The 25936-nt window shown below is 58.1% G+C and carries 23 protein-coding genes; 11 read left to right on the top strand and 12 right to left on the bottom strand.

What is annotated here, in order from left to right:
- Positions 1-80: 80 nt before the first annotated feature.
- The 6 genes from AACV31_RS10385 to AACV31_RS10360 all read right to left on the bottom strand — a co-directional run bounded on the left by AACV31_RS10385 (position 81) and on the right by AACV31_RS10360 (position 10466).
- On the bottom strand, positions 81-998 hold the full coding sequence (locus AACV31_RS10385; protein ID WP_165153958.1) for a hypothetical protein: 918 nt from the start codon (positions 996-998) through the stop codon (positions 81-83).
- Positions 999-1012: 14 nt separating this feature from the next.
- Entirely contained in the window at positions 1013-5143 is a 4131-nt protein-coding gene (locus tag AACV31_RS10380; protein WP_165153956.1) for an RHS repeat-associated core domain-containing protein, read from the bottom strand.
- A 10-nt stretch (positions 5144-5153) separates the two neighbouring features.
- A complete protein-coding gene (locus AACV31_RS10375; RefSeq protein ID WP_165153954.1) occupies positions 5154-5321 on the bottom strand; it encodes a hypothetical protein in 168 nt (55 codons plus the stop codon).
- Positions 5318-6877, bottom strand: a complete 1560-nt coding sequence (locus AACV31_RS10370) for a hypothetical protein (RefSeq protein WP_165153951.1) — start codon at positions 6875-6877, stop codon at positions 5318-5320. Before AACV31_RS10370 ends, AACV31_RS10375 begins: the two co-directional genes overlap by 4 nt.
- Positions 6878-6889: 12 nt before the next feature.
- A complete protein-coding gene (locus tag AACV31_RS10365; RefSeq protein ID WP_165153948.1) occupies positions 6890-9106 on the bottom strand; it encodes a type VI secretion system Vgr family protein in 2217 nt (738 codons plus the stop codon).
- A 424-nt stretch (positions 9107-9530) separates the two neighbouring features.
- The gene (locus AACV31_RS10360) at positions 9531-10466 is read right to left on the bottom strand and encodes an AraC family transcriptional regulator (RefSeq protein ID WP_161588808.1); all 936 of its coding nucleotides are present in this window, start codon (positions 10464-10466) and stop codon (positions 9531-9533) included.
- Between the two features lie 185 nt (positions 10467-10651).
- Here AACV31_RS10360 and AACV31_RS10355 point away from each other — a divergent pair, with 185 nt between their 5' ends.
- The 5 genes from AACV31_RS10355 to AACV31_RS10335 all read left to right on the top strand — a co-directional run bounded on the left by AACV31_RS10355 (position 10652) and on the right by AACV31_RS10335 (position 14263).
- Positions 10652-11389, top strand: a complete 738-nt coding sequence (locus AACV31_RS10355; RefSeq protein WP_105538868.1) for an SDR family oxidoreductase — start codon at positions 10652-10654, stop codon at positions 11387-11389.
- Positions 11390-11530: 141 nt separating this feature from the next.
- The gene (locus tag AACV31_RS10350; RefSeq protein ID WP_165153946.1) at positions 11531-12532 is read left to right on the top strand and encodes an alpha/beta fold hydrolase; all 1002 of its coding nucleotides are present in this window, start codon (positions 11531-11533) and stop codon (positions 12530-12532) included.
- A 110-nt stretch (positions 12533-12642) separates the two neighbouring features.
- The gene (locus AACV31_RS10345; RefSeq protein ID WP_007761142.1) at positions 12643-12840 is read left to right on the top strand and encodes a hypothetical protein; all 198 of its coding nucleotides are present in this window, start codon (positions 12643-12645) and stop codon (positions 12838-12840) included.
- A 1-nt stretch (position 12841) separates the two neighbouring features.
- Complete coding sequence (locus AACV31_RS10340) at positions 12842-13606, top strand: hypothetical protein (protein WP_075197889.1); 765 nt, start codon at positions 12842-12844, stop codon at positions 13604-13606.
- Positions 13607-13669: 63 nt separating this feature from the next.
- Positions 13670-14263, top strand: a complete 594-nt coding sequence (locus AACV31_RS10335; protein ID WP_165153943.1) for a flavin reductase family protein — start codon at positions 13670-13672, stop codon at positions 14261-14263.
- 201 nt (positions 14264-14464) lie between these two features.
- On the opposite strand, the gene AACV31_RS10330 is transcribed toward AACV31_RS10335, so the two are convergent.
- Entirely contained in the window at positions 14465-14839 is a 375-nt protein-coding gene (locus tag AACV31_RS10330) for a TfoX/Sxy family protein (protein WP_165153941.1), read from the bottom strand.
- A gap of 457 nt (positions 14840-15296) precedes the next feature.
- On the opposite strand from AACV31_RS10330, the gene AACV31_RS10325 reads away from it, so the two are divergent.
- Positions 15297-16061, top strand: coding sequence for an SDR family NAD(P)-dependent oxidoreductase (locus AACV31_RS10325; RefSeq protein ID WP_165153938.1), 765 nt, complete (start codon positions 15297-15299; stop codon positions 16059-16061).
- 50 nt (positions 16062-16111) lie between these two features.
- Here the strand turns inward: AACV31_RS10325 and AACV31_RS10320 are convergent, their stop codons facing one another.
- Together AACV31_RS10320 and AACV31_RS10315 are read right to left on the bottom strand one after the other, a co-directional pair.
- Positions 16112-17197, bottom strand: a complete 1086-nt coding sequence (locus tag AACV31_RS10320; protein WP_075197893.1) for an NAD(P)-dependent alcohol dehydrogenase — start codon at positions 17195-17197, stop codon at positions 16112-16114.
- A gap of 161 nt (positions 17198-17358) precedes the next feature.
- Positions 17359-17895, bottom strand: a complete 537-nt coding sequence (locus AACV31_RS10315; protein ID WP_165153936.1) for a carboxymuconolactone decarboxylase family protein — start codon at positions 17893-17895, stop codon at positions 17359-17361.
- A gap of 119 nt (positions 17896-18014) precedes the next feature.
- On the opposite strand from AACV31_RS10315, the gene AACV31_RS10310 reads away from it, so the two are divergent.
- A complete protein-coding gene (locus tag AACV31_RS10310) occupies positions 18015-18929 on the top strand; it encodes an AraC family transcriptional regulator (RefSeq protein WP_165153934.1) in 915 nt (304 codons plus the stop codon).
- On the opposite strand, the gene AACV31_RS10305 is transcribed toward AACV31_RS10310, so the two are convergent.
- On the bottom strand, positions 18926-19747 hold the full coding sequence (locus tag AACV31_RS10305; RefSeq protein ID WP_165153932.1) for an arylamine N-acetyltransferase family protein: 822 nt from the start codon (positions 19745-19747) through the stop codon (positions 18926-18928). The genes AACV31_RS10310 and AACV31_RS10305 overlap by 4 nt on opposite strands.
- Positions 19748-20230: 483 nt before the next feature.
- Between AACV31_RS10305 and AACV31_RS10300 the strand changes: the two genes are divergently transcribed.
- Positions 20231-20740, top strand: a complete 510-nt coding sequence (locus AACV31_RS10300) for a ferritin-like domain-containing protein (protein ID WP_015741240.1) — start codon at positions 20231-20233, stop codon at positions 20738-20740.
- A 74-nt stretch (positions 20741-20814) separates the two neighbouring features.
- Positions 20815-21720: a manganese catalase family protein gene (locus AACV31_RS10295; protein WP_041923542.1), complete on the top strand. Its 906-nt coding sequence runs from the start codon at positions 20815-20817 to the stop codon at positions 21718-21720.
- Positions 21721-21766: 46 nt separating this feature from the next.
- Here the strand turns inward: AACV31_RS10295 and pptA are convergent, their stop codons facing one another.
- Positions 21767-21997, bottom strand: a complete 231-nt coding sequence (gene pptA, locus AACV31_RS10290) for a tautomerase PptA (protein ID WP_075198331.1) — start codon at positions 21995-21997, stop codon at positions 21767-21769.
- A gap of 258 nt (positions 21998-22255) precedes the next feature.
- Here pptA and nfsB point away from each other — a divergent pair, with 258 nt between their 5' ends.
- Positions 22256-22900, top strand: coding sequence for an oxygen-insensitive NAD(P)H nitroreductase (gene nfsB / locus AACV31_RS10285; protein WP_165153930.1), 645 nt, complete (start codon positions 22256-22258; stop codon positions 22898-22900).
- Between the two features lie 51 nt (positions 22901-22951).
- Here nfsB and ampC read toward each other — a convergent pair whose 3' ends face one another.
- Positions 22952-24079 (bottom strand): class C beta-lactamase, encoded by a 1128-nt coding sequence (ampC, locus tag AACV31_RS10280; protein WP_165153928.1) that lies wholly within the window; start codon positions 24077-24079, stop codon positions 22952-22954.
- A gap of 355 nt (positions 24080-24434) precedes the next feature.
- Here ampC and ansP point away from each other — a divergent pair, with 355 nt between their 5' ends.
- On the top strand, positions 24435-25892 hold the full coding sequence (gene ansP / locus AACV31_RS10275) for an L-asparagine permease (RefSeq protein ID WP_105538857.1): 1458 nt from the start codon (positions 24435-24437) through the stop codon (positions 25890-25892).
- The last annotated feature ends 44 nt before the right edge of the window (positions 25893-25936 follow it).

The raw sequence follows: 25936 nt of genomic DNA, 5'->3' as shown, positions 1-25936 counted from the left end.
CGGGTAAGCGAAGCGCACCCGCGGAGGGCAAATTCTCAATGAAGGATAATTGTACGATAAGCAATCACCCTACAAAAAATTCATGAAAAATATATATCAAGAATGTCGTAGTCAGAAGGGTTCACCTCGCTCCTGGCCTTTTTAAAAGGATTTCCACAATTCACCACCACGAGGTTTTTAATGTTTCGGTTAGCTAACAGCGCAGCGGGATTCGCCATTTTCTTGCTATTAATAACTTCCACTTCTTTGATTTTTGGCATTTTATCAAAAACGCTACAATCAATTTCGCATTTTGCGCCATTGATGAAAATAGCTTCCAGATTGCTCAGGCCTTCGAGTGAATGAAGATCTATGGATTTATCTACGCCGATCAAACTTAGCCCGGTGGCATTCCTTACCGCGTTTGAACTTATTTCATCTGTGGTTATGTTATCAATACTGATTAACTCGAAACATTTATTGTTATCAATCAGCGTGACAAGCTTCCCGTTTTTAGCAGAATCATAAGACAGTAACGATAAATTCAGCATCTGAAAGTCACTGGCATAAGTAAAAGCAGCGCACGATTCTGAACCGAAATCATTTTGTAATGTTAACGCCTCTAATGCAGTCGATTCAGCAAGCACACGCCATGCAATGGGACCGGAATAAACACTTGTTTCAGAGTGAACTAACATTAAACTTTTAAGCCCGACGGGAAGATCACCCGGCTCTATATTCACCATTAATTCAAGCGGCATTTGTAGAAACGTCAGATTAGATAAGCCTGACAGCCACTGAGGTGGCTTACCCTTCAGCGATTTCACATTTTTGTCGGTAAGCACCAGACGAAGAGAGACGACGCCATCATCAAATTCAGGGTCTTTAGACCAGGGAATAATTTTTGCGCCCTCTTCAGCGAAATGCTGGCAGGCGCCTTTATTCCCCACGCAATAATACCCCTCATTCTTATCGGGTAAATAATAATACGTGATAGCGCTAAGTTTACTCTGTTGCATTTTGCTCCCTCGTCCTAACTTTTTTTACAAGTGGTACGTCTGCTTGAAGCACGAACTTTATTTTTCGAAATTAATGACAGCGCATAAGATCTTTTTCCTTCAGCCTGAATCCTCGAATGAGGATCATTAAGCATATTGGTTATCCCTACTCGCTTGACTTCTTTATCAAACTCACGCTGTTCAAAATATCGTAAAATATTATTCCTTTCACTTTCAGTGAGAGAATCACTGAGGCGAACACGAACATACTGAATCTTAACATCAGGTTGAGAAAGCAACCTTTGCGCGTGGGCGTGTTCAGGGCTTGATACACGTGAAAGCATACCTTGTTGTTTAATGCCTGCCGAGCCTACATAAGATTTTCCGCCGGCATGAATGATATAAATACCTGGTTCGTCGGGTAAGGAAACCGGACCGCGAATCAACCCCAACGGATCAATCCACATCAACGCATTAGGTGCGTAGCGATAAGGATTGCCCCCGCCCAGCATCCCTATCGGGTCCTGGCTGATATAGGCCGCGATAGCCGGATCATAGTAACGATAGCGGTTGTAATGTAAACCCGTTTCGGGGTCGAAATACTGGCCCTGGAAGCGCAGCGGGTTATCGATGCGGCTGGCGTAAACCGGGCCTTTTTCACCCCATGCGCCGGCGCGTTCTGACCAGACTATCTCCCCCTCAACCGACGTGATGCGCACCGGCGCGCCGTTCGGATCGCAGTGATAGTGCCAGCTCTCGCGCACGCCTGCCTCCTGCGTCAGGAGCGCCAGCGGGCGGAAGGTGCCGGGGTAATAGACATATTCACGCATCTGATGAAAAAGCGTTGCCTGCGCCTGCTCGCGTTTGATGCGCCCGCCGGTGTCGAAGAGGCTTAATGGGGCAAGCGGCGCGGCCGTGCGTGTGACCGTTTCGCCAGCCAGCGCGTCGCCCTGCCAGTAAAACCAGCGCGTCTCTTCCGGCGTCTCTTTGAAAACGCGCCGCCCGAGCGCGTCATAGCCGTAGCGCACCTGACGTTCGCCCTTACGCACCGCGATAAGCTGGCGGTTCTCATCCCACAGAAAATCCTCTTTCGCCTCGCCGGTTTGCAGATGACGGCGCTGGCGCAGTTCGCCTGCGCGGTCGAAGACGTAACGCACGCCCTCGTGAACGCCTTCACGAAACCAGCCGCCCGGTGAATCATCCACCGCCTGAATGCGTGTTGGCAGATGGTTGCCTGCGGCATCATGCACAAACTGACGCAGCGCGCCGTCGGGTTCGCTGTGCGCGACCAGGCGGCCCACCGGATCGTAACGGTAGCGGTCATCGCCCCACTGACTGTCCTGGCGCAGCGTCATGTTACCGGCACGATCGTAGGCGAAACCGCTCGCGAAGAGCGGCAGATCGCCCTGGGTCACTTCCTGCGCCGTCAGCCGTCCCTGCGCGTCATACTGCATTGCGCGCAGGATGGACGGCGAGAGCTGCTCGTTCGCGAGTCTGCCCGTCTCGTCATAACGCAGCTCAATGGGCGCGTCGTCGTTGAGCTGCACCCGAATGAGCCGGTCATTTTCGTTCCACGCATAACCCACACGGTGCCCGGCGTCGCTCTCGCGATAATCCGGCAGGCCGCGCGCGGTATAGCCGTAACGGAGCTGGAAACCGTCCTGATCTTCGCACAACACACGGCCTGCGCGGTCATAGCGCCAGGCGAGACGCCGCCAGGGGTTTTCGCAGAGTGTCAGGCGGCCGCCGTCGTCATAATGGTAGCGGGCGGTTAAGGTGTCGCCTGAGCGCCGCTCACGCACGCGGCCCGCGCGGTCATAGCCGTAGCGCACTTCACGCCCCAGCGGATCAAGGCGGCTGACCAGCTGGTCGCCTCTATCCCACTGGTAGCGCGTCGCCTGGCCCCAGTAGTCGGTTTCTGTCACCACGCGCCCCAGCGCGTCGCGCGAAAGCGTCCAGCGTTCGCCGTTCTGGTTGATAACGGCATGAAGGCGGTCTTCGGGATCGTATTCATAGCCCGTCTGCGCGCCGTCCGCCGTGTGGCAGGCGGTGACCATTCCCGTGGCGTTATAGTCAAAGCGCGTTTCCCGGCCCGCTTCATCGGTATAACGCACCGGCTCATCTTCGCGATTGTACTCGATGCGGATCTCCTGGCCGACGGAGGTCTGCATGGCGGCAAGGCGGTCTTTCATATCCCAGAAATACCGGGTGATGTCGCCGCTGGCGTCGCGTTTGTCGAGAAGCGTGCCGCGCGGCGAATGGTGCAGCCGGGTCTCGCCCGCGCCCGCTTCCTGGATGACCGCAAGAAACCCGTAATGGTCATAGTCGTAGCGCGTGAGCCCGCGGCCCGGCACGTCGGCTTCGCGCAGTTGCCCGAGCGTATCGTAAATGTAATGCGCACAAACGCCGGTCGGGTCGCACCCTTCGGTGAGGTTGCCCGCCGCGTCATACGAAGAGACCCACTGCGCCCCGCTTTCATCCGTGACGCACAGCGGCTGGCCATCGTCGTTAAACGTGGCGCGCACCACGCCGCCGCCTGGCAAATGCTCCGCCGTCATACGCCCCTGCTCGTCATACTCCCAGCGATGCTGGCGGCCGTCGGGCTCCGTCACTTCCACCGTGCGGCCCACATCGTCATAGCGAAACACGGTGTTGCCGCCGAGGGGGTCAATCTCCGACACCGGCAGGCCGTTCTCATCAAAGGTAATGCGCGACACATGGCCGAGCGAATCGGTGACCGCCACTTCATTTAGCAGCGTGTGATACTCGAAATGATAATCCCAGACGCCGCCGTCGCCCCACGCGTGCACCACGCGCCAGGCGTCGTCATACGCGTAATGAAACCCCTGCCCGTTGCGATCGACGTGGCTGACCATCCGCCGTTGCCGGTAATGAAAACGGCGCGGATGCGACAGCGCGTCGATCTCCGCGCAGAGCTGGCCCGTGTCGTCATACTCATAGCGGGTGAGCGGCGTGACTTCGCCGCCTTGCGCGATGCGCAACTGCATCGTCTGCAACCTGCCGTGATGGCAGGTCACCAGGATTTCGCGGCCCGTGGCGCCGTCGGCGCTGTGTTCACACAGGCGCGTTAACTGCCCGCCGTCGCGCTCAAACTGCCAGCGGTTGTGGTGGCGATCGGCGATAGCGGTCACGTTGAGCAGGCCGTCGCGCCCGCCGGCAAAACGCCAGATAAGCGCGCTCTCCTGAGAGACCTGCCAGCAGCGCTCGCCGCCCTGTTCCTCATACCAGAGACGGCTGCCGTCAGGCAGGCCGAACACCGCGTGTTCGCGGCCCGGCGACGCAGGCAGCCCGGCGAACAGCGTTACGCCTTCCGGCTGGGTGAGCAGCGCCACGCCTTCGTCGCGCAGTACCTCAAGCGTGGTATCGGCAGGCGTCAGCCAACCGAAGCCGCACAACCCTTCCTGGTCGATATCCGCCGAGGAGTAGAAACGCCCCCAGTCGAGCGGCAGCCGCCCCGGCAACAGGAAATCGCGATGCTCCAGATGCACGCTGCCGTCGCGGATATCTACCGGCTCGGCGCGCAGTACCCGGCATTTGAGAAAACCGGGATCCATATTGCGAAACAGTTTCTGGCGAAACGTCGCAAAGCGGCGCATAAAGAGCCGCCACTGCGGCGTCGCCTTCAGCTTCTTAAGCCCTTTGCCGAGCCCGCTTAAGCCCGCGCGCATCAGCAGCGCCATCAGGTTAACGGTCGGCGGCCCGCCGACGATGACATTATTCGGCAGCGCCAGGTTGAATGTGAGCGGCAGCGTCAGCGATGGCAGCTTCGGTTTGGCGGCGCGCTTTGGCCGGAACGGCGGCATCATGCCGACAATATTGCAGCTCAGTACCGGCATCCCGATGCGCGAGAACGGCTCGCCGTCCACCGCCACGGTTTTACTGCCCATAAAGAGCTCATCATCAAGCTGCGGGCCACCTGGCATGCGCAGCGGCGGCACCCACGCCCCGCCGGTAGGGATATGGATAGCGATGCCCCCGGTGCCTGCGCTGGCGCGACGGATGCCGTTCACATGTACCGTCGTGCCGATAAACGGCAGGTAGTCGAACACGTCAAACACCAGGCCGATATGCGGCGTCGGCAACGGCCACGGATAAAGATGAATATCCAGGCCGAGCTGCGGGTCGAAGTGGGCGCCGGAGTGCATCGGGTTAGCGTCAGAACAGCGCGCGCAGCAGGGCACGCAGGAAGGTCCGGATCTCTGTCGCGAGCGCGCTGTCAGAGACGCTTAAAAACAGGATGGCGAGCAGCGTCACGGCGACGATGATGCCCGCTTTCATCGCAAAATGGCTGTTGTTTTTTGAACGATCGTTGCGTTGTCTCATGCGTTGGCGCTTCCTGCTGATTCAGATATCGGGGCCGCGGGCGCGTTTTCGCTCCAGGCGGGAAGGGACTGCCACTCGCCCGGCGGGGCGTCGAACGGGTGCGCGACATCCGGCAGGCCGTTCCAGTGAGGGTGGAGCATGTCGCGGGCGAGGCGAACCGTCTGGCGAACGCTGTCGTCGCCCTGTTCTATCAGCGCTTCACGCTGCTGGCGCAGCGCCAGAAACGCGGCTTCGAGACGCAGTTGCAGGCGGCGGTCCGCCGCGTTAACCGCCTCCGCGCCAGGCGCGGCGTGCTGGCTGACGGCCGCTTCCGCTTCCAGAATTAACTGCTGACACGTCTGCTGGTAACGCGTGGCGGCGGTCTCCAGCGCCTCGCTGCGGCGTTTATCGTGCATACGCAGCAGATCGCCGAAAACCAGCGGCAGCGTGGTCTGCGCCCTCTCTTCGGGCGCTATGGCCTTCGCGGCACGCAGCGCCGCGGCGTAATCGTCCATCGCCACGGTGCGATGCCCCGCCTGCCAGAGCGCGAAACCGGCCATCCGATGGCCTTCCAGCTCAAACAGCGGGTGAGGGATCGCGCGCGCCAGCGTGGCGGCACGGCGGTAATGTTTCGCCGCCTCGGTATAGTTTTTATCGGCAAACCACGCGCCCGCCTCGCCAAACGCCCCCTGTACGGCGAGCTGGCCGCGCGCCGGGTTATCGGCGACGCGGGTCGCGGCGGTCTGCGCCTGTTGGTAATGCGCGACGGCCTGCGGCGTGTTTTTCTCTTTAAGCCAGGCGCCCGCCGTCAGGTGATGCAGCACGGCCTCCTGATCGGCCCAGCCGCGACGCTGCGCGATGGGCATGGCAAGGGCCACCCGGCTCGCCACCTGCGCGGCGCTGCCTCTTTCGAGCAATAGCATGGCGTCGGCGAGATAACGCCGAAACAGCAGGCGATCGATGTCCGGATCGCTCTGCTGGCGGGCGGTCTGCTGCATTACCTGCATCCCGTCGGGCTCATCGACCAGTAGCCGCACCTGTGACGCATGTGCCTTAACCAGCGGCTGCCAGAGCGGCTGTTCGGTGGTGTCGGTGAGCAGCAGACGCACACGCTGCGCTGGCGCGGCAAGCCACTGCGTCAGCCAGCGGTTGAACGCGGCGATATCGCTCACCGCGCAGGGGTTAAGGATCACAACCGCATGGCGAAAGTCGTCCTGATGCGCGCGCGCGAAATCTTCCAGCAGCGCGCAGAGCGCCCCGGCGTGGTAACACGGCAAAAAATGCTCGCCGTCCCAGGGCCGCGCGTCCGGCGTCGCCTCCAGGCTTTCGAGAAAATCGCGCGCCAGCGCCTGGCTGTAGCCATAGCCGGTATCGAAAGGCGTATCGAGCGTCACGAAGAGATCCGGCACGCTCCGCCCCTCCGGGTGCTGTTGCAGCGCGAAAAATGCGTTCAGTAAACGTTCGCCGTTCGCCGGCACCCGCCAGACGATCAGTTTTATACCGGGATCTTCCGTCTGATCGAGCCAGCTAAGCTCCAGTTTGCTGATGGCGTGTTCGGTCGGGTTTTTTGCAGTCATGGGGGCGTCCTGTCAGGCGTTAAGTTCGATTTTCTTACCGTTGACCATGACGCCTGCGGCATTAATGGTAATGCTGGCGCCGCCTGCGGTTATTTCGATGCTGCCGTTGCTGATAAGAATGCCGCTCTCGCCGACGTTTATCTGAAAGGTGGTGGTGGCGCTGTCGGCCACGCTGCCTTCGGTAAATCGCGTATCGCCGCCGGTGATGGTCAGCGTGCGTCCGGCACCAATGGATACCACCTGTTTCTGGCTGACCACGCGGTTTTCATTGCTGCTGACCGTCACGTCGCGGTTGCCGGTGACGTTCAGCGTCTGGTTGCCCGTGACCGCGACGGTGCGGTTCTGCTGCACCTGCACCTTTTCATTGCCGTTGACGGTGCGCGTGCGATCCTGATTCACCGTCAGTATCTGATTGCCGTCGACAATGCCGGTCTGGTTGCTTTTCACCGTCGCCGTGTGGTTGCCGGTGATGGTTTCATCGCGGTTCTGTTCAACGCTCAGGGTTTCATTGCCTTTGACGGTTTCGGTGCGGTGCTGGTTGACCGTCGTGGTTTCACTGCCCTGAATGGTTTTGGTGCGATTCTGGCCTACCGTCACCGTTTCGTTGCCATCCACGGTGCGGGTACGGTTTTGCTTAATATGGCTGGTTTCATCTTTACCGACGGTTTTGGTGCGGTTGCTGCCGACCGAGTGGCTTTCATCCTGCTCCACTTCGGTATCCATATTGCGCTCGGCGTGCAGCCAGAACTGCTCCTGGCCCGGTTTATCCTCAAAACGCAGGGCGTTGGCGTTGTCGGGCGATCCGTCTTTGGATCGGCTCATAAAACCCATCTGCGTGGCGGCGGCGGGCAGCTCCCACGGCGGCATCCGCGCCTCGTTATAGACGCGCCCGATGATAATCGGCCGGTCCGGCTCGCCGTTGATGAAATCGACCACCACTTCATCGCCCACGCGCGGGATCTGTATGCCGCCAAAGCCCTGGCCTGCCCAGGCGCTGGAGACGCGTACCCAGCAGGAGCTGTTTTCATCGCCCTGGCTGAACCGGTCCCAGTGGAATTTTACCTTCACGCGGCCATAGCGATCGGTCCAGATAGATTCCCCCTTCGGCCCCACCACGCGGGCGGTTTGCGGGCCATAGGTGCGCGGCCATGGCGTGACGAGCGCCGGGCGAAACGGCGTTTGCGCCGGGATCACCGTGAAATCGATCCGCTGGCGGCCTTCGCCCAGCCCGCCGGAGGTATAGGGGTTTTCTTCAAATTCATACTGCGCGCCGACAACCAGCCAGTCGGCGTTATCCGCCACATGCGGCGCTTTGATAAGCCGAAAGGTATGCCCCGGCGCGATGCCGCTGGCGGTGCCGGAGCCGCGGGTTTGCTGCTGCTGCGCCTGCCAGGCCTGCTGGCGGATGCGCGCGTAGGCTTCGCCGTCGCCGTGCTCTACAAAACGCCCCGGCCAGTCGTACACGTCTATTTTGCCGGGGCTGGGCGACACCGGGTTTTGCATCGTCTGCAACATCCAGGCGTGCGGTTTGCGGAAATCGTAGTCGTCGGTGCTGTAGAGACCAGGCGTCACCACATGGCTTGCGGTGAGCTGGCTGACGCCCTCTTCTTTCACCACGCCGCCGCCGCTGGTGGCGTGCCAGGCGATAACGTCGTAACCGGGGAACGGTTTGGCGCGGGTGTAGTCGTCCATGAGCACCAGAGTGTGGCCTTCTTTGTCGTGGCGAAACAGATAGCTGATGCCTTCAAGCTCCAGCAGGCGGCTGATGAAATCGAAGCTGCTTTCGGCGTACTGCACGCAGTAATCCCACTGGCGATAGTTGCGGGTAAGCTGGTCTTCGACGTTGACGTTGTGTTCAGAAAAGAGGGTCTTGACGATATCCGGCACGCGCTGCTGCTGGAAAATGCGGAAATTACGATCGCGCGTCATCGGCCAGAAATCGGGCTCCAGCGTCAGCTGATAAACGGCATAGCGCTTGCTGTCGAGCTCCTCGCTGCGCACCGTGACGCAGGTAATGTTGCCGGTCAGATAGCGCGGGTTCAGCGTCTGGGTCGGGATCGTGACGGTCATCGGCTGGCCGAGCAGTTGCTGGCGGTTAATCGTGAAATCGTCGCTTAGCAGATCGACGTCAAAGCGAAACGGCGTTGAGAGTTTTTCTTCGCCTTTCAGCGCCCAGAATAACAGCGAGCCGGGCGCGCCCGGTGATGTCGCGGTAATACGGTTAACCATGACGACGCCCCTTGATGTTATCCATCAGAATGTCCGCATGACAAAATTTGGTTAATCGCATGGTGATATTCCCGTAATGGCACGCCAGCGCGTCTCCTCTTTTCAAAAGAAAAAAGGAGAGAACTTGCATGGAATAATCGATATCGGGCGAAGAAGATATCCTCATATTATCGGCAAGCGCGCCGTCGCCAAGTGGGAATATTCCCATTCGGCGCGGCCTGCGCGCAAAGCGAGAGGCGCGTCACAGGGTGCGGCGGATTAAATGAAAGCCAAAAGAATAAAACCGGTAACGCGAGTAATTAATGCATTTCGCGTCTTTTAAACCGGCGCGCTAAATATATTCTGCGACTGGCGCTGGCCTTAAATGAAATATTTCCGTCAAAAACCCGCGTCTGAAAATACCGGCGGAAATATCCATTGGCCGTTAATGATTCGCCGTCATCGCCTCGAACTGGGTCGGCGGCAGCAGCGCAAAAGACTGTTTCATTTCACGGGTTTCCGCCCCCGGCGTGCGACCAAACAGACGGCGAAACTCCCGGTTAAACTGCGACGGACTTTCATAGCCGACGCGCAGCGCCGCCGTGGCGGCGCTGAGATTATCGCGGATCATCAGCAGACGCGCCTGGTGTAGCCGCACGGCTTTGATGTACTGCACCGGCGAATTGCGGGTCACCGCTTTGAAATGCGCATGGAAAGCAGGCGCGCTCATGCCCGCTTCGGCGGCAAGCGTCGCGACATCCAGCCGCCCGGCGTAGTCGGCGTGAATGCGTTGCAGCACGCGGGAGATGCGGCTGAACTTGCCAAAACTCGCCAGCGCCGCGCGGATGGCGCCGCCCTGCTCGCCAATCAGGACGCGGTAGTAGAGCTCTTTGACAATGGCCGGGCCCAGGATCTGCGCCTCCTGCGGGTGGCTTAACGCGCGCAGCAGCCGCAGCGTGGTATCGGCAAGCGGCGCGTCCAGCGGCGTTGAGAGAATACCTTCCGGCGGCGCGGCGTCCGCCCCCCGTTCGCCATCAAGCGCCAGCACCAGTTCGGCAATCACGGTCATCTCCAGCCGCACCGCCACGGCCAGCAGCGGCTCCTGCGGTGTGGCGTCGGTTTCGGTTGAGAACGGCAACGGCACCGAGAGCACCAGATAGTGACTGGCATTGTAGGTGTAGATCTTATCGGCGAGATAACCGCGCTTGCAGCCCTGGCAGACGATAACAATACATGGCTCATACAGCACCGGCGTACGTGCCAGCGCGCGGTTGGAGCGCATAAAACGCACGGCATCGAGCTGTGATCGGGTATAGCCCTCCTGCGGGGCCAGCTGTTCCAGCAGCGCTATCGTTTCACGCTGGACGGGCGGCATCGTCATCGCGGCATCTCCGTTATATTTTCCAGCAATGATTGTGGCACGTTGCGCGCAAAGCTTCACCAGGGTTAATAGGATCAGGCAATACAGCGAGAGGAATGGCGCTACTGAAGGATGCCTCACGGGCGTAGGCTTTAGACATACGGCACCGGCAGCCCGCCGGGCCTTCCTGTGAAGGAGTAAGCACCATGACGATGACCGAAGAACGCAAAGTTATCCTGCTCACCGGCGCCAGCAGCGGTATCGGCGAAGCGACGGCGCGCCTGCTGGCCGCCCAAGGCTACCGTTTACTGATTGGCGCGCGCCGCACTGACCGCCTCGCGGCGCTGTGCGAAGAATTGCGCTTTAACGGCGCGCAGATAGATTACGCGGCGCTGGACGTGACGAAACTCGACAGCATGGAGGCCTTTGTGCAGGCCGGGCTGGATAAATATGGCCAGATTGACGCCTTTATCAATAACGCGGGCGTGATGCCGCTCTCGCCGCTGGCCTCTCTTAAAGTGGACGAGTGGAATCAGATGCTCGATGTCAACGTGCGCGGCGTGCTGCACGGCATCGCCGCCGTGTTGCCGGTGATGCAGGCACGAAACCGTGGGCAGATTATTAATATCGCCTCCATCGGCGCGTATCGTGTTTCCCCGACGGCCGCCGTTTACTGCGCCACCAAATATGCGGTGCGCGCCATTACCGACGGGCTGCGCCAGGAGAATGAAACGATCCGCGTGACGTTAATCAGCCCCGGCGTGGTGGAATCTGAACTGGCGACGCATATCACCGATGAAACCGCCCGTGTGGCGATGGACGATTTTCGCCGCATCGCGCTGCCCGCCGATGCCATTGCGCGCGCCATTGCCTACGCCATCGAACAGCCCGATAACGTCGACGTGAGCGAAATCGTGGTGCGTCCGACCGCCAGCCCGTATTAATCGTTTCAGGCCGGGGTTCGCCCCGGCTTTTTGCCTGCGCACGTTCTTTGCGTTTTTTTACAGGCCCGTTTACCCGGCGCGGCGCGCCCGTTGGCTATAGTCAAAAACGAGTGCTGATAAAACCGTTACGGAGAACCGCCTGTGTCTTTACGCCTTTCCTGCGCGGCGCTGCTTTGCGCCCTCGCCGTCCCTGCGCTTGCTGAAACGCCCGCTTATGGCCCGGAACTTGAAGGTTTCGATTACGGCTGGCCGGTCGCGCGCTTTAATTTTGACTCCCAGCGCCAGCCGATGCAGATGGCGTATATCGACGTTAAACCGGATAAACCCAACGGCCGCACCGTGGTGCTGATGCACGGCAAAAATTTCTGCGCCGGGACCTGGGATACGACGCTTCGCACGCTGCGCGACGCCGGGTATCGCGTTATCGCGCCGGATCAGATTGGCTTTTGTAAATCCACTAAACCCGAGCGCTACCAGTACAGCTTTCAGCAACTGGCGCAGAATACCCACGCGCTGCTGCAAAAACTCGGCGTGAAAAAGGCAACCCTTATTGGCCACTCAACCGGCGGGATGCTGGCTGCGCGCTACGCGCTCATGTACCCGGATGAAACAGAACAGCTGGTGATGATTAACCCGATAGGCCTTGAGGACTGGAAAGCCAAAGGCGTGCCGGCGCAGTCGGTGGAGGCGTGGTATCAGCGCGAGCTGAAAACCAGCGCGCAGAGTATTCGGCACTATGAACAGAGCACCTATTACGCCGGGCAGTGGAAACCGGAATATGATCGCTGGGTCACGATGCTGGCTGGCATGTATCAGGGCGCGGGCAAAGAGAAAGTGGCGTGGAACTCCGCGCTGCTCTACGACATGATCTACACCCAGCCGGTGGTCTATGAATTCGGGCAGCTGAAAATGCCGACGCTGCTGTTGATTGGCAATCAAGACACGACCGCGCCGGGCAAAGACGCCGCGCCGCCAGAGGTGCAAAAGACGCTTGGCGACTATCCGGCGCTTGGCAAAGCGGCGGCGCGCGCCATTCCACGCGCGACGCTCGTGACCTTTGACGATCTCGGCCATGCCCCGCAAATCCAGGCGCCGGAGCGACTCCATAAAGCGCTGCTGGAGGGTCTGAATACGCTGAAATAATCAACTGCCCGCTGCGCAGGCGGGCCTTTTTCATCAGATAAAACCGTAAAACCCCTTTCTTTCTCCCTGCATCCACCAGGCTTTCTATACTGTTGGCCGGGAGGTTTTACATGCTAAGAATATTACGCTCGCTTTTTACCAGCCCGGAAAAGCTGGTTCATGCCGTTCATCCGGCGCATATCCAGGACGCCATTGACGAAGGAGAACGCATTATCATCGATGAGGACGGCAACGCCTCGGTTAACGTTGCGTGTCTCGCCGTACAGGAAGATTTCGCCCGTCATGTTGAAATGCTGAAGAGGGCTTAAGATGGGAACGGCGATATTTATGGTGCTGATGGTGTGCGGCTACTGGTATACCAGCCGCGACCTCTCCACCCGTTTTAAATTTATGCGCACCTCAGGGTGGGATGTCTATTTCCTGGTGGCACTCTACGGCTGTATTTTCGTGTTGCAGGGCATTATCGCGACCGGTCTGTTATGGCTGGGGCTGCTTGGAGTCTCCACGCTGCTGAACGCGTTCCCGGCATGGTCCGGCAGCGACGACTATCACTACCAGATGGCGTTTATGAACTGGAGCTTTCTCGGCATCCAGGCGCCGGTTGTGCTGATGCTGGGTTTTGCCATTCTCTTTTGTCTCTACCGCGCGAACTGGTCGCCGACGGCAAAGCTCGACAACAGCGGGCGTCGCTCGCTCTACCGCACGCTGTCGCGCGCGAACGGCATCGAAGGGCTGCTTTATGAATGTATGGAAGAGGGCGAACTCATCTGGATAACGATGAAATCCCAGCGCGTTTACATCGGGATGATCCACAGCGCGACCTTCGACAGCACCCGCAGCGACATCAGCAATCTGGTCTTAATCCCGATGCTGAGCGGCTACCGCGACCGTGAAACGCTGGATTTGCGCGTCGAGCATAACTACAGCGCCTGGTATGACAGCCACGACATCACCCTTCAGGCCGGGGAGAAATCGGCGCTCGCTTATCGCAAAGTCATTCTGCTGAACCAGATTGAGAGCCTGTCGCTGTTCGATCCGGCGCAGTCTCTCGCGCTCGGTATGCGCGACACGTAGCGCAAAACGCCTTGCGGGCGGGTGTGTTACCCTGCCCGCTTACGTCAACACAGGGTTATGCGTATGAATGACAGTCACTCCTTTATGGCACCGGTGCCGCTCGATAAAGCGTACCGGTTAATCAACCACGGACCGACGGTGCTGGTTTCTGCCCGCCATGACGGCGTGGAAAACGTCATGGCGGCGGCCTGGGCCTGCGGGCTCGATTTCTCGCCGCCGAAAGTGACGGTGGTTATCGATAAAATCGCCCGCACCCGTGAATTGCTGGAGCGCAGCGGCACTTTTGTGTTGCAGGTGCCGACCGTCGCGCAGCGTGAAATGACGTATGAGTTAGGCACGCTGAGCCTGCATAACGAACCTGAAAAACTGAAACTCGCCGGTGCGGCGCTGTTTCGGATGGAGGGCGTTGAGGCGCCGCTCGTAGCGGGCTGTTCGGCGTGGCTCGCCTGCGAACTGATTCCCGAGCCGCATAATCAGCAGCGATATGATTTGTTTATCGGCCAGGTGACTGCCGCCTGGGCCGATACCCGCGTATTTCACGATGGCCGCTGGCATTTCGAAGAGGCGCCGCCGGAGCTGCGTAGTCTTCATCACGTGGCGGGCGGGCATTTCTACGCCATCGGCGAGGCGTTCGCCCGCCCCGGCAGCGAGATTTAAACGCCCTTCTTTCCCCTTTAAAGCCAGCGTGTCTGGCTTTTTTTATGCCTGTTTTCCACGCGCCGCCCCTGCTGTTTGCTGCCTTTTTTACCTTGCGAAGCTATTGAGGCGGCGCTGACGTTACAGCACAATATTTGGATCGTTTTAAGTATGTTGTAACTAAAGTAGCCAATTATCGTTCGCTTAGGGCGGTACGCCATTTTATCGCGAAGTTTTACGCGGTTTTTTCTCTGGCGCACGCCTCGCGGCGGCAAGCCCTTCGCGCGCCCAGCGTAATAATTCCGCGCTATCCTCCACCAGCTCCTCTGATATGTGGTAATAACCAAGCGCCACTGCCTTTTGGCCGCCGCTACGGCGCGTAGTGAGATAGGTAAAAGGAAGGAACCCCTGCGCGATAAACAGCTCGCGGTTCTGCGCGTCCGCTTTGATATACACCTGCGCATCGCCGTCCACCAGCGCAAACATCAGCCCCGCCTGAAACAGCGCCACACAGCCAAACATGCGGCGGGTGTCAACCGCACCGAGGGGCGCCAGCTGATCTAACAGGAAAGTCACATATTCACGGGAAACGCTCATTGCTCTCCTCCGCCCGGCTCAGGGCATGGAAATTAACGCCAGCTTAAAAAGGTCGGGATCGAAATTAAGATCAACTTAATCTCAAAAGGATCCTTAAAAGTGACAGGGTTGATGGCTCTGCATGCAGCGGGATCGAATGGGATCACCACTCAGGATATTTTTTGTTCACTTTGCACATGTTATCCACAGGTAAGCGGAGCCGCACAATAATATCTTTATGATAAATGAGTAAGCCTTTGATACGCAAAGCTAAAGCCCCACTCTTCTGACCCCGGTTAATTTGCAGCGCGAAAGTTTGGGTTACGTCACATTTTTTAATGACTTTTTATTTGAACGAAAACAGGCAGTTACGTGGATTCTGACAGCATCGACTTGCGAAGCGCGCAATGAATGCCAGAGTTAACAAGGACTTGATGATTAAGCACAGCATTGTGCCAGACACTGGAAAGGAGGATGTATGAACCGTTTTCAAGAAAAAGTCGTGGTCGTGACGGGTGCAGGATCAGGGATTGGCGCGGCGGCGGCACGTCGTTTTGCCCGTGAAGGCGCAAGCGTCGTGCTGGTTGGCCGGACCAAAGAGAAACTCGATAAAGTGGCGGCGACGCTTGCGCAAGGCAAACATCTGGTAGTGCCCTGCGACGTCTCCGATGCGGCACAGGTGCAGGCGCTTGCTCAGCGCGTCGCGGATGAGTTTGGTCGCGTTGATGTGTTAGTGAATAACGCCGGCGTGATTGTGCAGGGCAAAATTCATGAGATTTCGCTTGAGGACTGGGAAACGCTGATGGGCACCGATCTCAACGGCGTTTTCTATTGTCTGCACGCATTTATGCCGGGCCTGCTGAAGACCAAAGGCAACGTGATTAATATTTCTTCCGTCTCGGGGCTTGGCGGCGACTGGGGGATGAGCGTCTATAACGCGGCGAAAGGCGCGGTCACGAACTTTACCCGATCGCTGGCGATGGATTACGGCGCTGACGGCGTGCGCGTGAATGCTATCTGTCCGGGCTTTACCTTTACCGAGCTCACGGAAGATATGAAGCAGGATGAAGCGCTGCTGCAAAAGTTCTACGAGCGTATCCCGCTGCAACGCGCGGGCGAGCCGGAAGATATCGCCGATGCGATTGCGTTTCTCGCGAGCGACGATGCCCGTTATATCACTGGCGTGAATCTGCCGGTGGATGGCGGCCTGACGGCGTCGAACGGCCAGCCGAAACAGGCGTAAAAAAAGCGGGCCATCAGGCCCGCTGTTGCTTTTGTATTACAGCAGTAACGTTAAGCGGCCGTCACTGGCGCCAGACGCGCGCCCTGCTGGAGCGACGCCATATCGATGACAAAGCGATATTTCACGTCGCTTTTCAGCATCCTTTCCCACGCTTCATTGATTTCCTGAATGTTGATAACTTCCACATCGGCGGAAATATTGTGTTTCGCGCAGAAGTCGAGCATCTCCTGCGTCTCCGCGATCCCGCCAATGCATGAACCCGCCACGCTGCGCCGCCCCATAATCATCGGTACCGTATTGACTGCGGGCTGCACTTCTCCGAGCAGGCCGACAAAGACCAATGTGCCGTCGATTTTAAGCGTGGACAGATACGGGTTGATATCATGCGCATAAGGCACCGTGTCGATGATCAAATCGAAATGTCCGGCGACCTGCTGCATCTGACTTTGTTCTTCAGAGAGCACCACATGATGCGCGCCGAGGCGGCGGGCGTCCTCTTCTTTACCCGGTGAGCGGGTGAACAGCGTGACATCCGCACCGAGCGCATGGGCAAGCTTGATAGCCATATGCCCGAGACCGCCAAGACCAACCACCGCGACACGGCTGCCTTTGCCGACATTCCAGTGGCGCAGCGGCGACCAGGTGGTGATCCCGGCGCAGAGCAGCGGCGCGGCGCCTTTGAGATCTAACCCTTCCGGGAGACGCAGCACGAAATCCTGCGAGGCGAGGATGATTTGCGAATAGCCGCCGAACGTCAGTTCGCCGTCGTGACGATCAATGCCGTTATAGGTCTGGATGCAGCCTTCGAGACAGTATTGTTCAAGCCCTTCGCGACAGGGAGGACAACTGCGACACGAATCGACCATACAGCCGATGCCCGCGAGATCGCCGGGTTTGAATTTTTTCACGTCGCTGCCGACCGCCGTGACGCGGCCAATGATTTCATGGCCCGGCACGATGGGATACTGGCTAAAGCCCCAGTCGTTGCGCGCCTGATGGAGATCGGAATGGCAAACGCCGCAGTAGAGAATCTCCAGCACCACATCATCAGGGCGCGGGGCGCGGCGGGTAAACTCAAAGGGAGCCAGCGGCGCTTCGGCGCTCTGCGCGGCATAGCCCAGCACTTTCATAGTCATTATCATCTCCGGTTACGCGTATCAGCGGTGTTTACTTCTTATACTGCGCATCGGTGACTTTTGCCAGGCGCCGGGCAAAGACGGTTTAGAGCATTGCGGGAGAGCGACGCGCTAACGCATTGATATCGTTATTACCGCTCCCCTCCCCCGCCGTCTGCGGATTATTCTGCTTTCGGAAAATCCACCACGGTGTCATTCACCCGGTTCACCATATTGGTAAACAGGATGGCGCTGATGGCGCTCAGGATCTCAATGACCTGACGGTCGTCGAAACCGGCAGCGCGCAGCGCAGTCACGTCGCTTTCCGGCAGCGTGCCGCGGGTCGTGATGACGGTTTTCACAAAGCGCAGCAGCGCGTCGATATGCGAATCCTGCGCGAATTGTCCGGCACGCAACGCTCGCGTCTCTTCGGCGCTGTAGCCCGCTTTTTTCGCCATCAGAGTATGCGCGGCAAGGCAGTAATCACAGCCAGTGGTCTCGCTCACCACCAGATTAATGGCTTCCAGCTCGCGGGCGCTCAGCGCGCCTTTTTTCAGCGCCATATTATGTTGCAGCGCCTGTGAGAGCATCTCCGGGGCGTTGCTGCCAATCGTGGCATACGCATTCGGGACTTTACCCATCGCGCTTTTCAGCGTATCAAACAGCTGGGCGGTTTTACCGGTGGCGGTGTCTGTCGCAATGGTCTGTAAACGGCTCATAATGCACTCCTTCATGAATGAATGCCCGTCTGCGGGCGTTCCGTGCATAGTACGCATGACGCCCGGCGTTATCTGCCGTCCGGCGTCCCGGATTTTTGTCTTATCGTCTCAGGAGTTCTATGGACAGCCTCAGCCAGCTTATCGCCCTCCTCGCGCCGGAAAGCTCCATTGATTTACACTGCCGTTTCGCCGGGCGCTGGGCGTCGGATCATGCGCAAAGCCCGGCTGGTCATATCCCGTGGCATGCGATCCTCTCCGGCAACGCGCGTCTGGTGCTCAATGGCGAGGCTATCACTGCGCAGGCGGGCGATATTTTTCTGCTGCCGCATGGCGCGCCGCACCGTCTGGAAAGCCATAAGCAGGACGGCGCCAGCGCGCCCGTGCAGCGGCACGAGAATGCGGTCATCACCGAGGTCGTCACCGAAGGCGACGATGCGCCGCTGGTCATGCTGTGCGGTGAATTTCGTACCGGCGTCAGCGGCGCGCTGCTGTTCAGCGGGCAGCCTGCGGTGCAACGGATCGCCACAGGTGCGCGGGATGACTGCCGCTCGCTGGCGGCGTTGTTAACGATGTTGTCGGATGAGAGCCTGAGCGAGCGCCCGGGCGCGGCGGCAATCGTGCGCGAACTTTCCTCAACCTTACTGACACTGGTGCTGCGCGCGCTGTTAAGCGAGGAGAACGGCGCGCCGGGCATGCTGCCGCTGCTTGCGGATCAACGGCTGGCGCCCGCCGTCAGCGCGGTGCTGGCGAACCCCGAGCAGCCGTGGACGCTGGAGAGCATGGCGGCGCGCTGCTTTCTCTCCCGGTCCACCTTTGCGAGACACTTCGCAAGCCGTTACCCGCTTACCCCGCAAAGCTGGCTGAACCAGGTGCGCATGGCGCGCGCGGCCCGGCTGCTGGAGCGCGAACAACGCGCTATCGGGCGGGTGGCCGAGGCGTGCGGCTATCTGACCCAGGCCGCGTTCAGCAAAGCGTTTAAAAGCGCCTGGGGCGTTACGCCCGGTCAGTTTCGCCAGCAGCACGCCCGCATTTAGGGGTTATCGCGACGCAGCCGCGCCATCATCGCGCAGAATGCCTCGCGGGTGACGCCGTGTTTCGGGTGGTCGAAGCGCATCCCGAAATCCCGTTGCAGGCAGTCATACACCGCGTCATCATCCGCCAGCGTCTGGCGATCGCCATCCACAGTAAGATATTGATTGAGCAGTTTTAACGGTTTCTGGCCTGGCGGATGCAGTGCCGCCAGCAGATGATGGCGGAAATGGGAATCGGGCCAGTGGGCGATAAAGTGATTGGCCATCAGGTAATCTGCGGGGTACTGACGCGCCTGGTCAAAGCGGTAAAGCGCGTGCCAGTCGTCGCCCTCTTCTTTCAACAGCAAGAATTCGCTCTGCTGGCTCTCAATACGAAACCGTCCTTCGGGGCCGGTTATCTCAGCGCCATGCGCGAGCGGGATCGGCGCGCTGAGCGTCGCGCCGCCAAAGCCGACATCGGCAATCCACGGTTCATCATCAAGCATGACCTGCACCAGCCGGTGGGTGCGCGGCGGCATGTCATTGGGATCGGCTATCAATACCCGCGCGGCAAGCGCCTCCACGGCAAACCCGCATTCCGCCAGCGCCCGGGCGAAGAGCGCATTTTGCTCAAAACAGTAGCCACCGCGCCCCGCCTCCACCAGCTTGATGAAAATCGCGTCGTCATCGAGCAGGATCTCACGCCCTAACAGCACATCGAGATTTTCAAAGGGAATGGCGGAGGTGTGATGCCTGTGTAGCGCGTTCAGCGTCTCAAGCGTCGGGCGCGACTCGCCGGTGTAGCCGATACGGCTGTAATAATCCTGTCGTCTGAATGCCATGAGGGTTCCTTATTCTGCGTCCTTAGCCTGTCTGATAATAGCTGCTTTACCATGAAGCGATGTGGCACGGCGTGTTCAGGTCGTTGAATCATAACCGTATGCGCGAGAGCTATTCCCGCACGTTGAGGCTATTACCACGTCAACGATAAAACCCGCAGCGCTTTTTACCGCTTCGCTTAGTGGAATGATTTTCCTTTATTTCCCTTTATGTAAAGGCAATGTAAAAATAAAATTCAATTGCAATTATTTATTTGTTGAAGTTATACAACACGCGGCTGGGCGTACATATTTACGATGCAAGTGAATAATTATTATCCAGTTAATTTAACTTAGGATTACTCTCAAAAAACAGAATATCCCGGATTGCCGCCCCCTTTCGAAAATATCTGCTACGCTTTTTAGTGCGTATCAAATTTATAAATTCTGTAGAGGACGCATAAATATTTCTTTACAGGTAACTGTATATTTCGGAAGAGGTGATTTATGACGACATACGAAGAAAATTATCATGACTGGCTGCGTGACGCTCATGCGATGGAGAAACAAGCGGAACAGATGCTGGAGTCAATGGCCTCCCGTATTGAGCACTATCCTGACCTGAAATCCCGTCTTGAGCAGCATCTGGAAGAGACGCGCCACCAGCAACAACTGATTAATTCTGTTATTGAAAGAAATAACGTATCGACCTCTGTTGTAAAAGACACCATGAGCAAGATGTCCGCGATGGGCCAGGCCGTTGGCGGCATGTTTGCCTCTGACGAAGTGGTTAAAGGCGCTATCAGCGGCTATGTCTTCGAACAGTTTGAAATTGCCTGCTACACCTCGCTGATTGCTGCGGCAAAAGCCGTGGGTGACGAACAGGGCGTAGTGGTATTTAAACAAATCCTTGAGCAGGAAATTGCGATGGCCGAATGGTGTCTGAACCATTTACCGGATGTCACTCAGCAATTCCTTAATCGCGCCGCCGCCCCTGGCGTTGAAGCGAAAAAATAAATTCTTGATTAATTTGCCTGTCTTTTTGCTGGCAGGCACAAATTGAGCGTTGTCGTGTAAAACAGGAGAACCTGATGTTCCGACATGTAAAACAATTGCAATATACGGTCCGCGTCGCGGCACCGAATCCGGGCCTGGCAAATTTATTGCTGGAGCAATTTGGTGGGCCGCAGGGCGAACTTGCCGCCGCCACCCGCTACTTCACCCAAGGCCTGGGTGATGAAGATCCGGCACGTAAAGAAATGCTGATGGACATCGCCACAGAAGAACTGAGCCATCTGGAAATTATCGGTTCCCTTGTGGGGATGCTCAACAAAGGCGCAAAAGGCGACCTGGCGGAAGCCACTGAAGCCGAAGGCGAAATTTACCGCTCTATTACCGGCGCGGGCAATGACAGCCATCTGACCCAGGTCCTCTACGGAGGCGGGCCGCCGCTGACTAACTCCGCAGGCGTACCATGGACTGCGGCGTACATTGATACAATCGGCGAAGTGACGGCGGATCTGCGCTCAAACATCGCCGCCGAAGCGCGCGCCAAGATCATCTATGAGCGACTGATTAACCTGACGGACGATCCGGGCGTGAAAGATGCGCTGGGCTTCCTGATGACCCGTGAAGTCGCGCATATGCTGTCGTTTGAAAAAGCGCTCTACTCTATTCGTAATAACTTCCCGCCGGGCAAACTGCCGCCGGTGGAACAATATGCGAATGTTTATTACAACATGTCCAAAGGTGACGACCTGCGCGGTAGCTGGAACAGCGACGAGAACTTCGAGTACGTCGCCGATCCGCAGCCAGCAGTCAATGGAGGCGACGGTATGATTGATATCCAGCTTTCGCCGGAACAGCAGGCGAGCGTACTGACCATGGCACAGCGTTTACAGTCCGATCCGGGCATCAACCCGGTGACCGGCGCGGAAATGGGCGCATCCGTGCCCCCGGTAGAACGCCAGTCGAAAAAGCCGGTTGAGAAAAAATAACCGCGCTTAAACAACAAACCCTGCTACGGCAGGGTTTTTTTATGGCTTACATCTCATAGCCAGGCTTGCGCGCCAGCGTGTCGAGCTGCGGCGCTATCTCTCTGTCCCACACGTCGCTTTTCCACTGCTCCGGCTGCACTTCATTAAGCGCCACCGACACCGAACTCTCTTTGCTTTGCAGATGCTTTACGATGACCTCGGTCAGCTCGTCGGCAAGGGCCTGCTGTTGCGCATCGCTGAGATCGCGCGGAAAGAACTTCACATCAATATGCGGCATAACGGTTCCTTAAACGTGAACGGCCTTTCATCATGCCTGAATCCCCTCGCGGACTTCACGTTTTTTAACGCTGCAAAATGTCCCTTACGTGACATTGTCACGATTTTTGCATTTTTTGCCCTCAACGCGGCTTGCCGCTGGCGGCAGGTTTTTCTGCCGTCTGGTTTAGGCTACTATCCTGCCCTTAATGAAGATAACAATGGTGTAACCTGCCCGCGACCGTCACGAACGGCGCGGCATTCAACCGGGAAAACGTTTATGAACCTTAATGAGATTATCCGTACGCGCCATACCAGCAAAGCCTATGACCACAGCCGCAAGCTGACGGCCGAACAACAACAGGAACTGCTGGATCTGCTGCGCTTTAGCCCCTCTTCCGTCAACTCCCAGCCGTGGCACTTCTTTGCCGTCACCACCGAGGAAGGCAAACAGCAGATCCTGCCGGCCCTGATGGACGCCAACCAGGTGAAGGCGAAGAACGCCGCCATGACCGTGGTCTTCACCATTAAAGAAGAGCTGAACGAAGCGCATCTGCTGCAACTGCTGGAAAAAGAGCAGCAGGATGGCCGTTACGACAGCGACGAAGCGCGCGCCGGTAATGACAAAGGCCGCCGCTTTTTTGTGGGCCTGAACAGCCAGACGCCTGAACAACAGCGCGAATGGATGACCCGTCAGGCTTATCTGGCGCTTGGTTTCCTGCTGCTGGGCGCGGCCGCGATGGGCCTTGACGCGACCCCTATCGAAGGCTTCCATCCGGAGAAAATGGACGAGCTGCTGGGCCTGAAAGAAAAAGGTTTGCGCAGCGTGGTGGTGGCGACAGTTGGTTATCGCAGCGATGCGGATTTCAACGCCACCCTGCCGAAATCCCGTCTGGATCAGGATGTGGTGATCACGCAGCTCTGACAGCGTGATTTCATGAACAGGCCGCCCACGGGCGGCCTTTTTTATACGGCGCTACTTATCGAGTTCCTGAATAATGTCATATGCCGCTTTGACGCGGTCGTCATTCGGGAACCACTTGTTGGCGAGCATAATCAGCGCGATGCGTTTTTCCGGAATAAACACCGCGTAGGTGGAAAACCCATTCGTCGAGCCGGTTTTGTTATACCACGCCGCCTGCGGCGCAGGCTCCGGCGGCACGATAGCGGTCGCCGTCAGCCCTTTCATGATGCGCTGGCTGCTGTTGCCTTCCACAAGTCGTGAGAGCGGCGACGGCCACGGATAATATTCCCACATCATCCCCTGCGTGAATTCGCCGGTGCGGTAGTAGCCGTTGTGCGTGGCGTTAATCGCCTGCCGCCAGCGCGGAGCAACATCATGTTCGCCAAGCTGAATTTGCAGATACCGCAGCAGATCGGCGCTACTGGATTTCAGCCCGTAGGATTCGGCATCCAGCGGGCCGGGCGTGACCCGCACCGGTTTATCGTCTTTATTGTAGCCCTGCGCGTAGTCGTTCATCGCGGCAGCCGGCACGTTGATAAAGGTGTGCGTCATGCCGAAATCCGCGAGCAGCCCCTGCTCCATCGCCTCGCTGAACGGCTTATCGAGCGCCTTCGCGGTGATCATCCCGAGCATCCCAATCCCGAGATTCGAGTAGACGCGCTCAGTCCCCACCGGCTGCGCGGGCTGCCAGGCGCGATACCACGCCATCAGCTGCGCGGTGTTTTTCACGTCATCCGGTACAAACAGCGGCATCCCCGAGGTGTGCGTGGCGAGATTACGCAGCGTCACGCGGTCGAACGCGCTGCCGCGGAGTGCTGGCAGATACTGGCTGGCGGGCGCGCTGAAATCGAGTTTGCCCTCCTGTTGCGCCGCGCTTGCCAGCGTCGCGGTAAAGGTCTTACTGAGCGAGCCGATTTCAAAAAGCGTCTTTTCATCCACCGGTTTGCGCGTCGCTTTCGACGCCACGCCGTAATGCCAGAGATGGGTCTCGCCATTCACCGAAACCGCCACCGCCATACCCGGGATCTGGTAGCGCGCCATCAGCGGGTTAACCACCGCATCCGGGCGCGAAACGGGCGCGGCCTGCGCGGCGCTCCCGAGCACTATCATCATTAACAGCACGCTGACTTTGCGTTTCATCGGCTCTCCTCGCCACATGCTTGCACAGAAAAAGGTCATTATCAGGGTTTCGGATGACAAGACAAGGCGCCAGGCCGCCGCATGTAAAGCGTTGGATTTTGCGCGCGTTATAGACAACAACCCTGAGTGTTTTGCGGGCTAATCCGTTCTGGCTCACACCCTCACTGGTAGGCTTTGCGTAGCCCGAAGTTTGAGGTTAGGATGCTGCGCCATGTTTTGTCTTATCCGTACAACATAATCACAGGAAAGATGAACATTTACCGTACAAAAAACCAGCACAGGCAAACGTTTGGTTGGTTTACGGCGGTCGGTTATTTTGGCTCGTTCAGGTTCAGACAGGATTACAGGAAAACCAATGAAAACAACGAAGCAAAACGCGGCTGAGCATCGCGCCGCGAAACGACGCTGGTTGAACTCTCATGAAGAGGGTTATCACAAAGCGATGGGCAACCGCCAGGTGCAGATGATAGCCATCGGCGGCGCTATCGGCACCGGTCTGTTTTTAGGCGCGGGCGCGCGTCTTCAGGCGGCCGGACCGTCGCTGGCGCTGGTCTATCTGGTGTGCGGTATTTTCTCGTTCTTTATCCTTCGTGCGTTGGGCGAGCTGGTTCTCCACCGCCCGTCGAGCGGCAATTTTGTTTCTTACGCCCGTGAGTTTCTCGGCGAGAAAGCCTCCTACGTGGCAGGCTGGATGTATTTCGTTAACTGGGCGATGACCGGTATTGTCGATATCACCGCCGTGGCGCTCTATATGCACTACTGGGGCGCGTTCGGCGATGTGCCGCAGTGGGTCTTCGCGCTGGGCGCGCTGGCGATTGTCGGCACCATGAACCTGATTGGCGTGAAATGGTTCGCCGAAATGGAGTTCTGGTTTGCGCTTATCAAAGTGCTGGCCATCGTGGTGTTTCTGGTGGTCGGCGTGGTGTTTCTCGGCACCGGTAAACCGCTGGACGGCAACGCCACCGGTTTCCATCTGATAACCGATAACGGCGGCCTGTTCCCGCATGGCCTGCTGCCTGCGCTGGTGCTGGTTCAGGGCGTGATCTTCGCCTTTGCGTCTATCGAGCTGGTCGGTACCGCCGCGGGTGAATGTAAAGACCCCCAGACGATGGTGCCGAAGGCGATTAACAGCGTTATCTGGCGTATCGGTTTGTTCTACGTCGGTTCCGTGGTGCTGCTGGTATTGCTGCTGCCGTGGAACGCCTACCAGGCGGGCCAGAGCCCGTTCGTTACCTTCTTCTCGAAGCTTGGCGTGCCGTATATCGGCGACATCATGAACATGGTGGTGCTGACCGCGGCGCTCTCCAGCCTGAACTCCGGCCTCTATTCCACCGGCCGTATCCTGCGCTCCATGTCGATGGGCGGCTCCGCGCCGAAGTTTATGTCGAAGATGAGCAAATCCCAGGTGCCGTTCGCGGGCATTCTGGTGACCGTGTGCGTCTATATCGTCGGCGTGTTCCTGAACTATCTGGTGCCGTCGCAAGTGTTTGAGATTGTCCTCAACGTTGCATCTATCGGCATCATCTCTTCATGGGCGTTTATCGTGGTCTGCCAGATGCGTCTGCGTAAAGCCATCAAAGAAGGCAAAGCGGACGATGTCTCCTTCAAGCTGCCGGGCGCGCCGTTCACCTCCTGGCTGACGCTGCTGTTCCTGGCCGCCGTCGTCGTACTGATGGCGTTCGACTACCCGAACGGCACCTTTACCGTGGCCTCCATCCCGGTTCTCGCGCTCCTGCTCATTGCGGGCTGGTTTGGCGTGCGTAAGCGCGTGGCGGAGATCCACAGCACCGCGCCGCAACCGCATCAGGAGTAATCGCTTTGCTGTGAAAAAGGAGCCGAAAGGCTCCTTTTTTTATG

It is taken from the genome of Cronobacter sp. EKM101R (assembly GCF_963888145.1).
Taxonomy (GTDB): Bacteria; Pseudomonadota; Gammaproteobacteria; order Enterobacterales; family Enterobacteriaceae; genus Cronobacter; species Cronobacter turicensis.
The sequence above is the reverse complement of the archived record's forward strand: the minus strand, read 5'-3'. Positions and strand labels throughout refer to the sequence as shown.

What these genes read in the sequence shown, in the direction of transcription:
- AACV31_RS10385 (WP_165153958.1), bottom strand. Translation starts at nt 998, where the DNA reads ATGCAACAGAGTAAACTTAGCGCTATCACGTATTATTATTTACCCGAT.
- AACV31_RS10380 (WP_165153956.1), bottom strand. Translation starts at nt 5,143, where the DNA reads ATGCACTCCGGCGCCCACTTCGACCCGCAGCTCGGCCTGGATATTCAT.
- AACV31_RS10375 (WP_165153954.1), bottom strand. Translation starts at nt 5,321, where the DNA reads ATGAGACAACGCAACGATCGTTCAAAAAACAACAGCCATTTTGCGATG.
- AACV31_RS10370 (WP_165153951.1), bottom strand. Translation starts at nt 6,877, where the DNA reads ATGACTGCAAAAAACCCGACCGAACACGCCATCAGCAAACTGGAGCTT.
- AACV31_RS10365 (WP_165153948.1), bottom strand. Translation starts at nt 9,106, where the DNA reads ATGGTTAACCGTATTACCGCGACATCACCGGGCGCGCCCGGCTCGCTG.
- AACV31_RS10360 (WP_161588808.1), bottom strand. Translation starts at nt 10,466, where the DNA reads ATGACGATGCCGCCCGTCCAGCGTGAAACGATAGCGCTGCTGGAACAG.
- AACV31_RS10355 (WP_105538868.1), top strand. Translation starts at nt 10,652, where the DNA reads ATGACGATGACCGAAGAACGCAAAGTTATCCTGCTCACCGGCGCCAGC.
- AACV31_RS10345 (WP_007761142.1), top strand. Translation starts at nt 12,643, where the DNA reads ATGCTAAGAATATTACGCTCGCTTTTTACCAGCCCGGAAAAGCTGGTT.
- AACV31_RS10340 (WP_075197889.1), top strand. Translation starts at nt 12,842, where the DNA reads ATGGGAACGGCGATATTTATGGTGCTGATGGTGTGCGGCTACTGGTAT.
- AACV31_RS10335 (WP_165153943.1), top strand. Translation starts at nt 13,670, where the DNA reads ATGAATGACAGTCACTCCTTTATGGCACCGGTGCCGCTCGATAAAGCG.
- AACV31_RS10330 (WP_165153941.1), bottom strand. Translation starts at nt 14,839, where the DNA reads ATGAGCGTTTCCCGTGAATATGTGACTTTCCTGTTAGATCAGCTGGCG.
- AACV31_RS10325 (WP_165153938.1), top strand. Translation starts at nt 15,297, where the DNA reads ATGAACCGTTTTCAAGAAAAAGTCGTGGTCGTGACGGGTGCAGGATCA.
- AACV31_RS10320 (WP_075197893.1), bottom strand. Translation starts at nt 17,197, where the DNA reads ATGACTATGAAAGTGCTGGGCTATGCCGCGCAGAGCGCCGAAGCGCCG.
- AACV31_RS10315 (WP_165153936.1), bottom strand. Translation starts at nt 17,895, where the DNA reads ATGAGCCGTTTACAGACCATTGCGACAGACACCGCCACCGGTAAAACC.
- AACV31_RS10310 (WP_165153934.1), top strand. Translation starts at nt 18,015, where the DNA reads ATGGACAGCCTCAGCCAGCTTATCGCCCTCCTCGCGCCGGAAAGCTCC.
- AACV31_RS10305 (WP_165153932.1), bottom strand. Translation starts at nt 19,747, where the DNA reads ATGGCATTCAGACGACAGGATTATTACAGCCGTATCGGCTACACCGGC.
- AACV31_RS10300 (WP_015741240.1), top strand. Translation starts at nt 20,231, where the DNA reads ATGACGACATACGAAGAAAATTATCATGACTGGCTGCGTGACGCTCAT.
- AACV31_RS10295 (WP_041923542.1), top strand. Translation starts at nt 20,815, where the DNA reads ATGTTCCGACATGTAAAACAATTGCAATATACGGTCCGCGTCGCGGCA.
- pptA (WP_075198331.1), bottom strand. Translation starts at nt 21,997, where the DNA reads ATGCCGCATATTGATGTGAAGTTCTTTCCGCGCGATCTCAGCGATGCG.
- nfsB (WP_165153930.1), top strand. Translation starts at nt 22,256, where the DNA reads ATGAACCTTAATGAGATTATCCGTACGCGCCATACCAGCAAAGCCTAT.
- ampC (WP_165153928.1), bottom strand. Translation starts at nt 24,079, where the DNA reads ATGAAACGCAAAGTCAGCGTGCTGTTAATGATGATAGTGCTCGGGAGC.
- ansP (WP_105538857.1), top strand. Translation starts at nt 24,435, where the DNA reads ATGAAAACAACGAAGCAAAACGCGGCTGAGCATCGCGCCGCGAAACGA.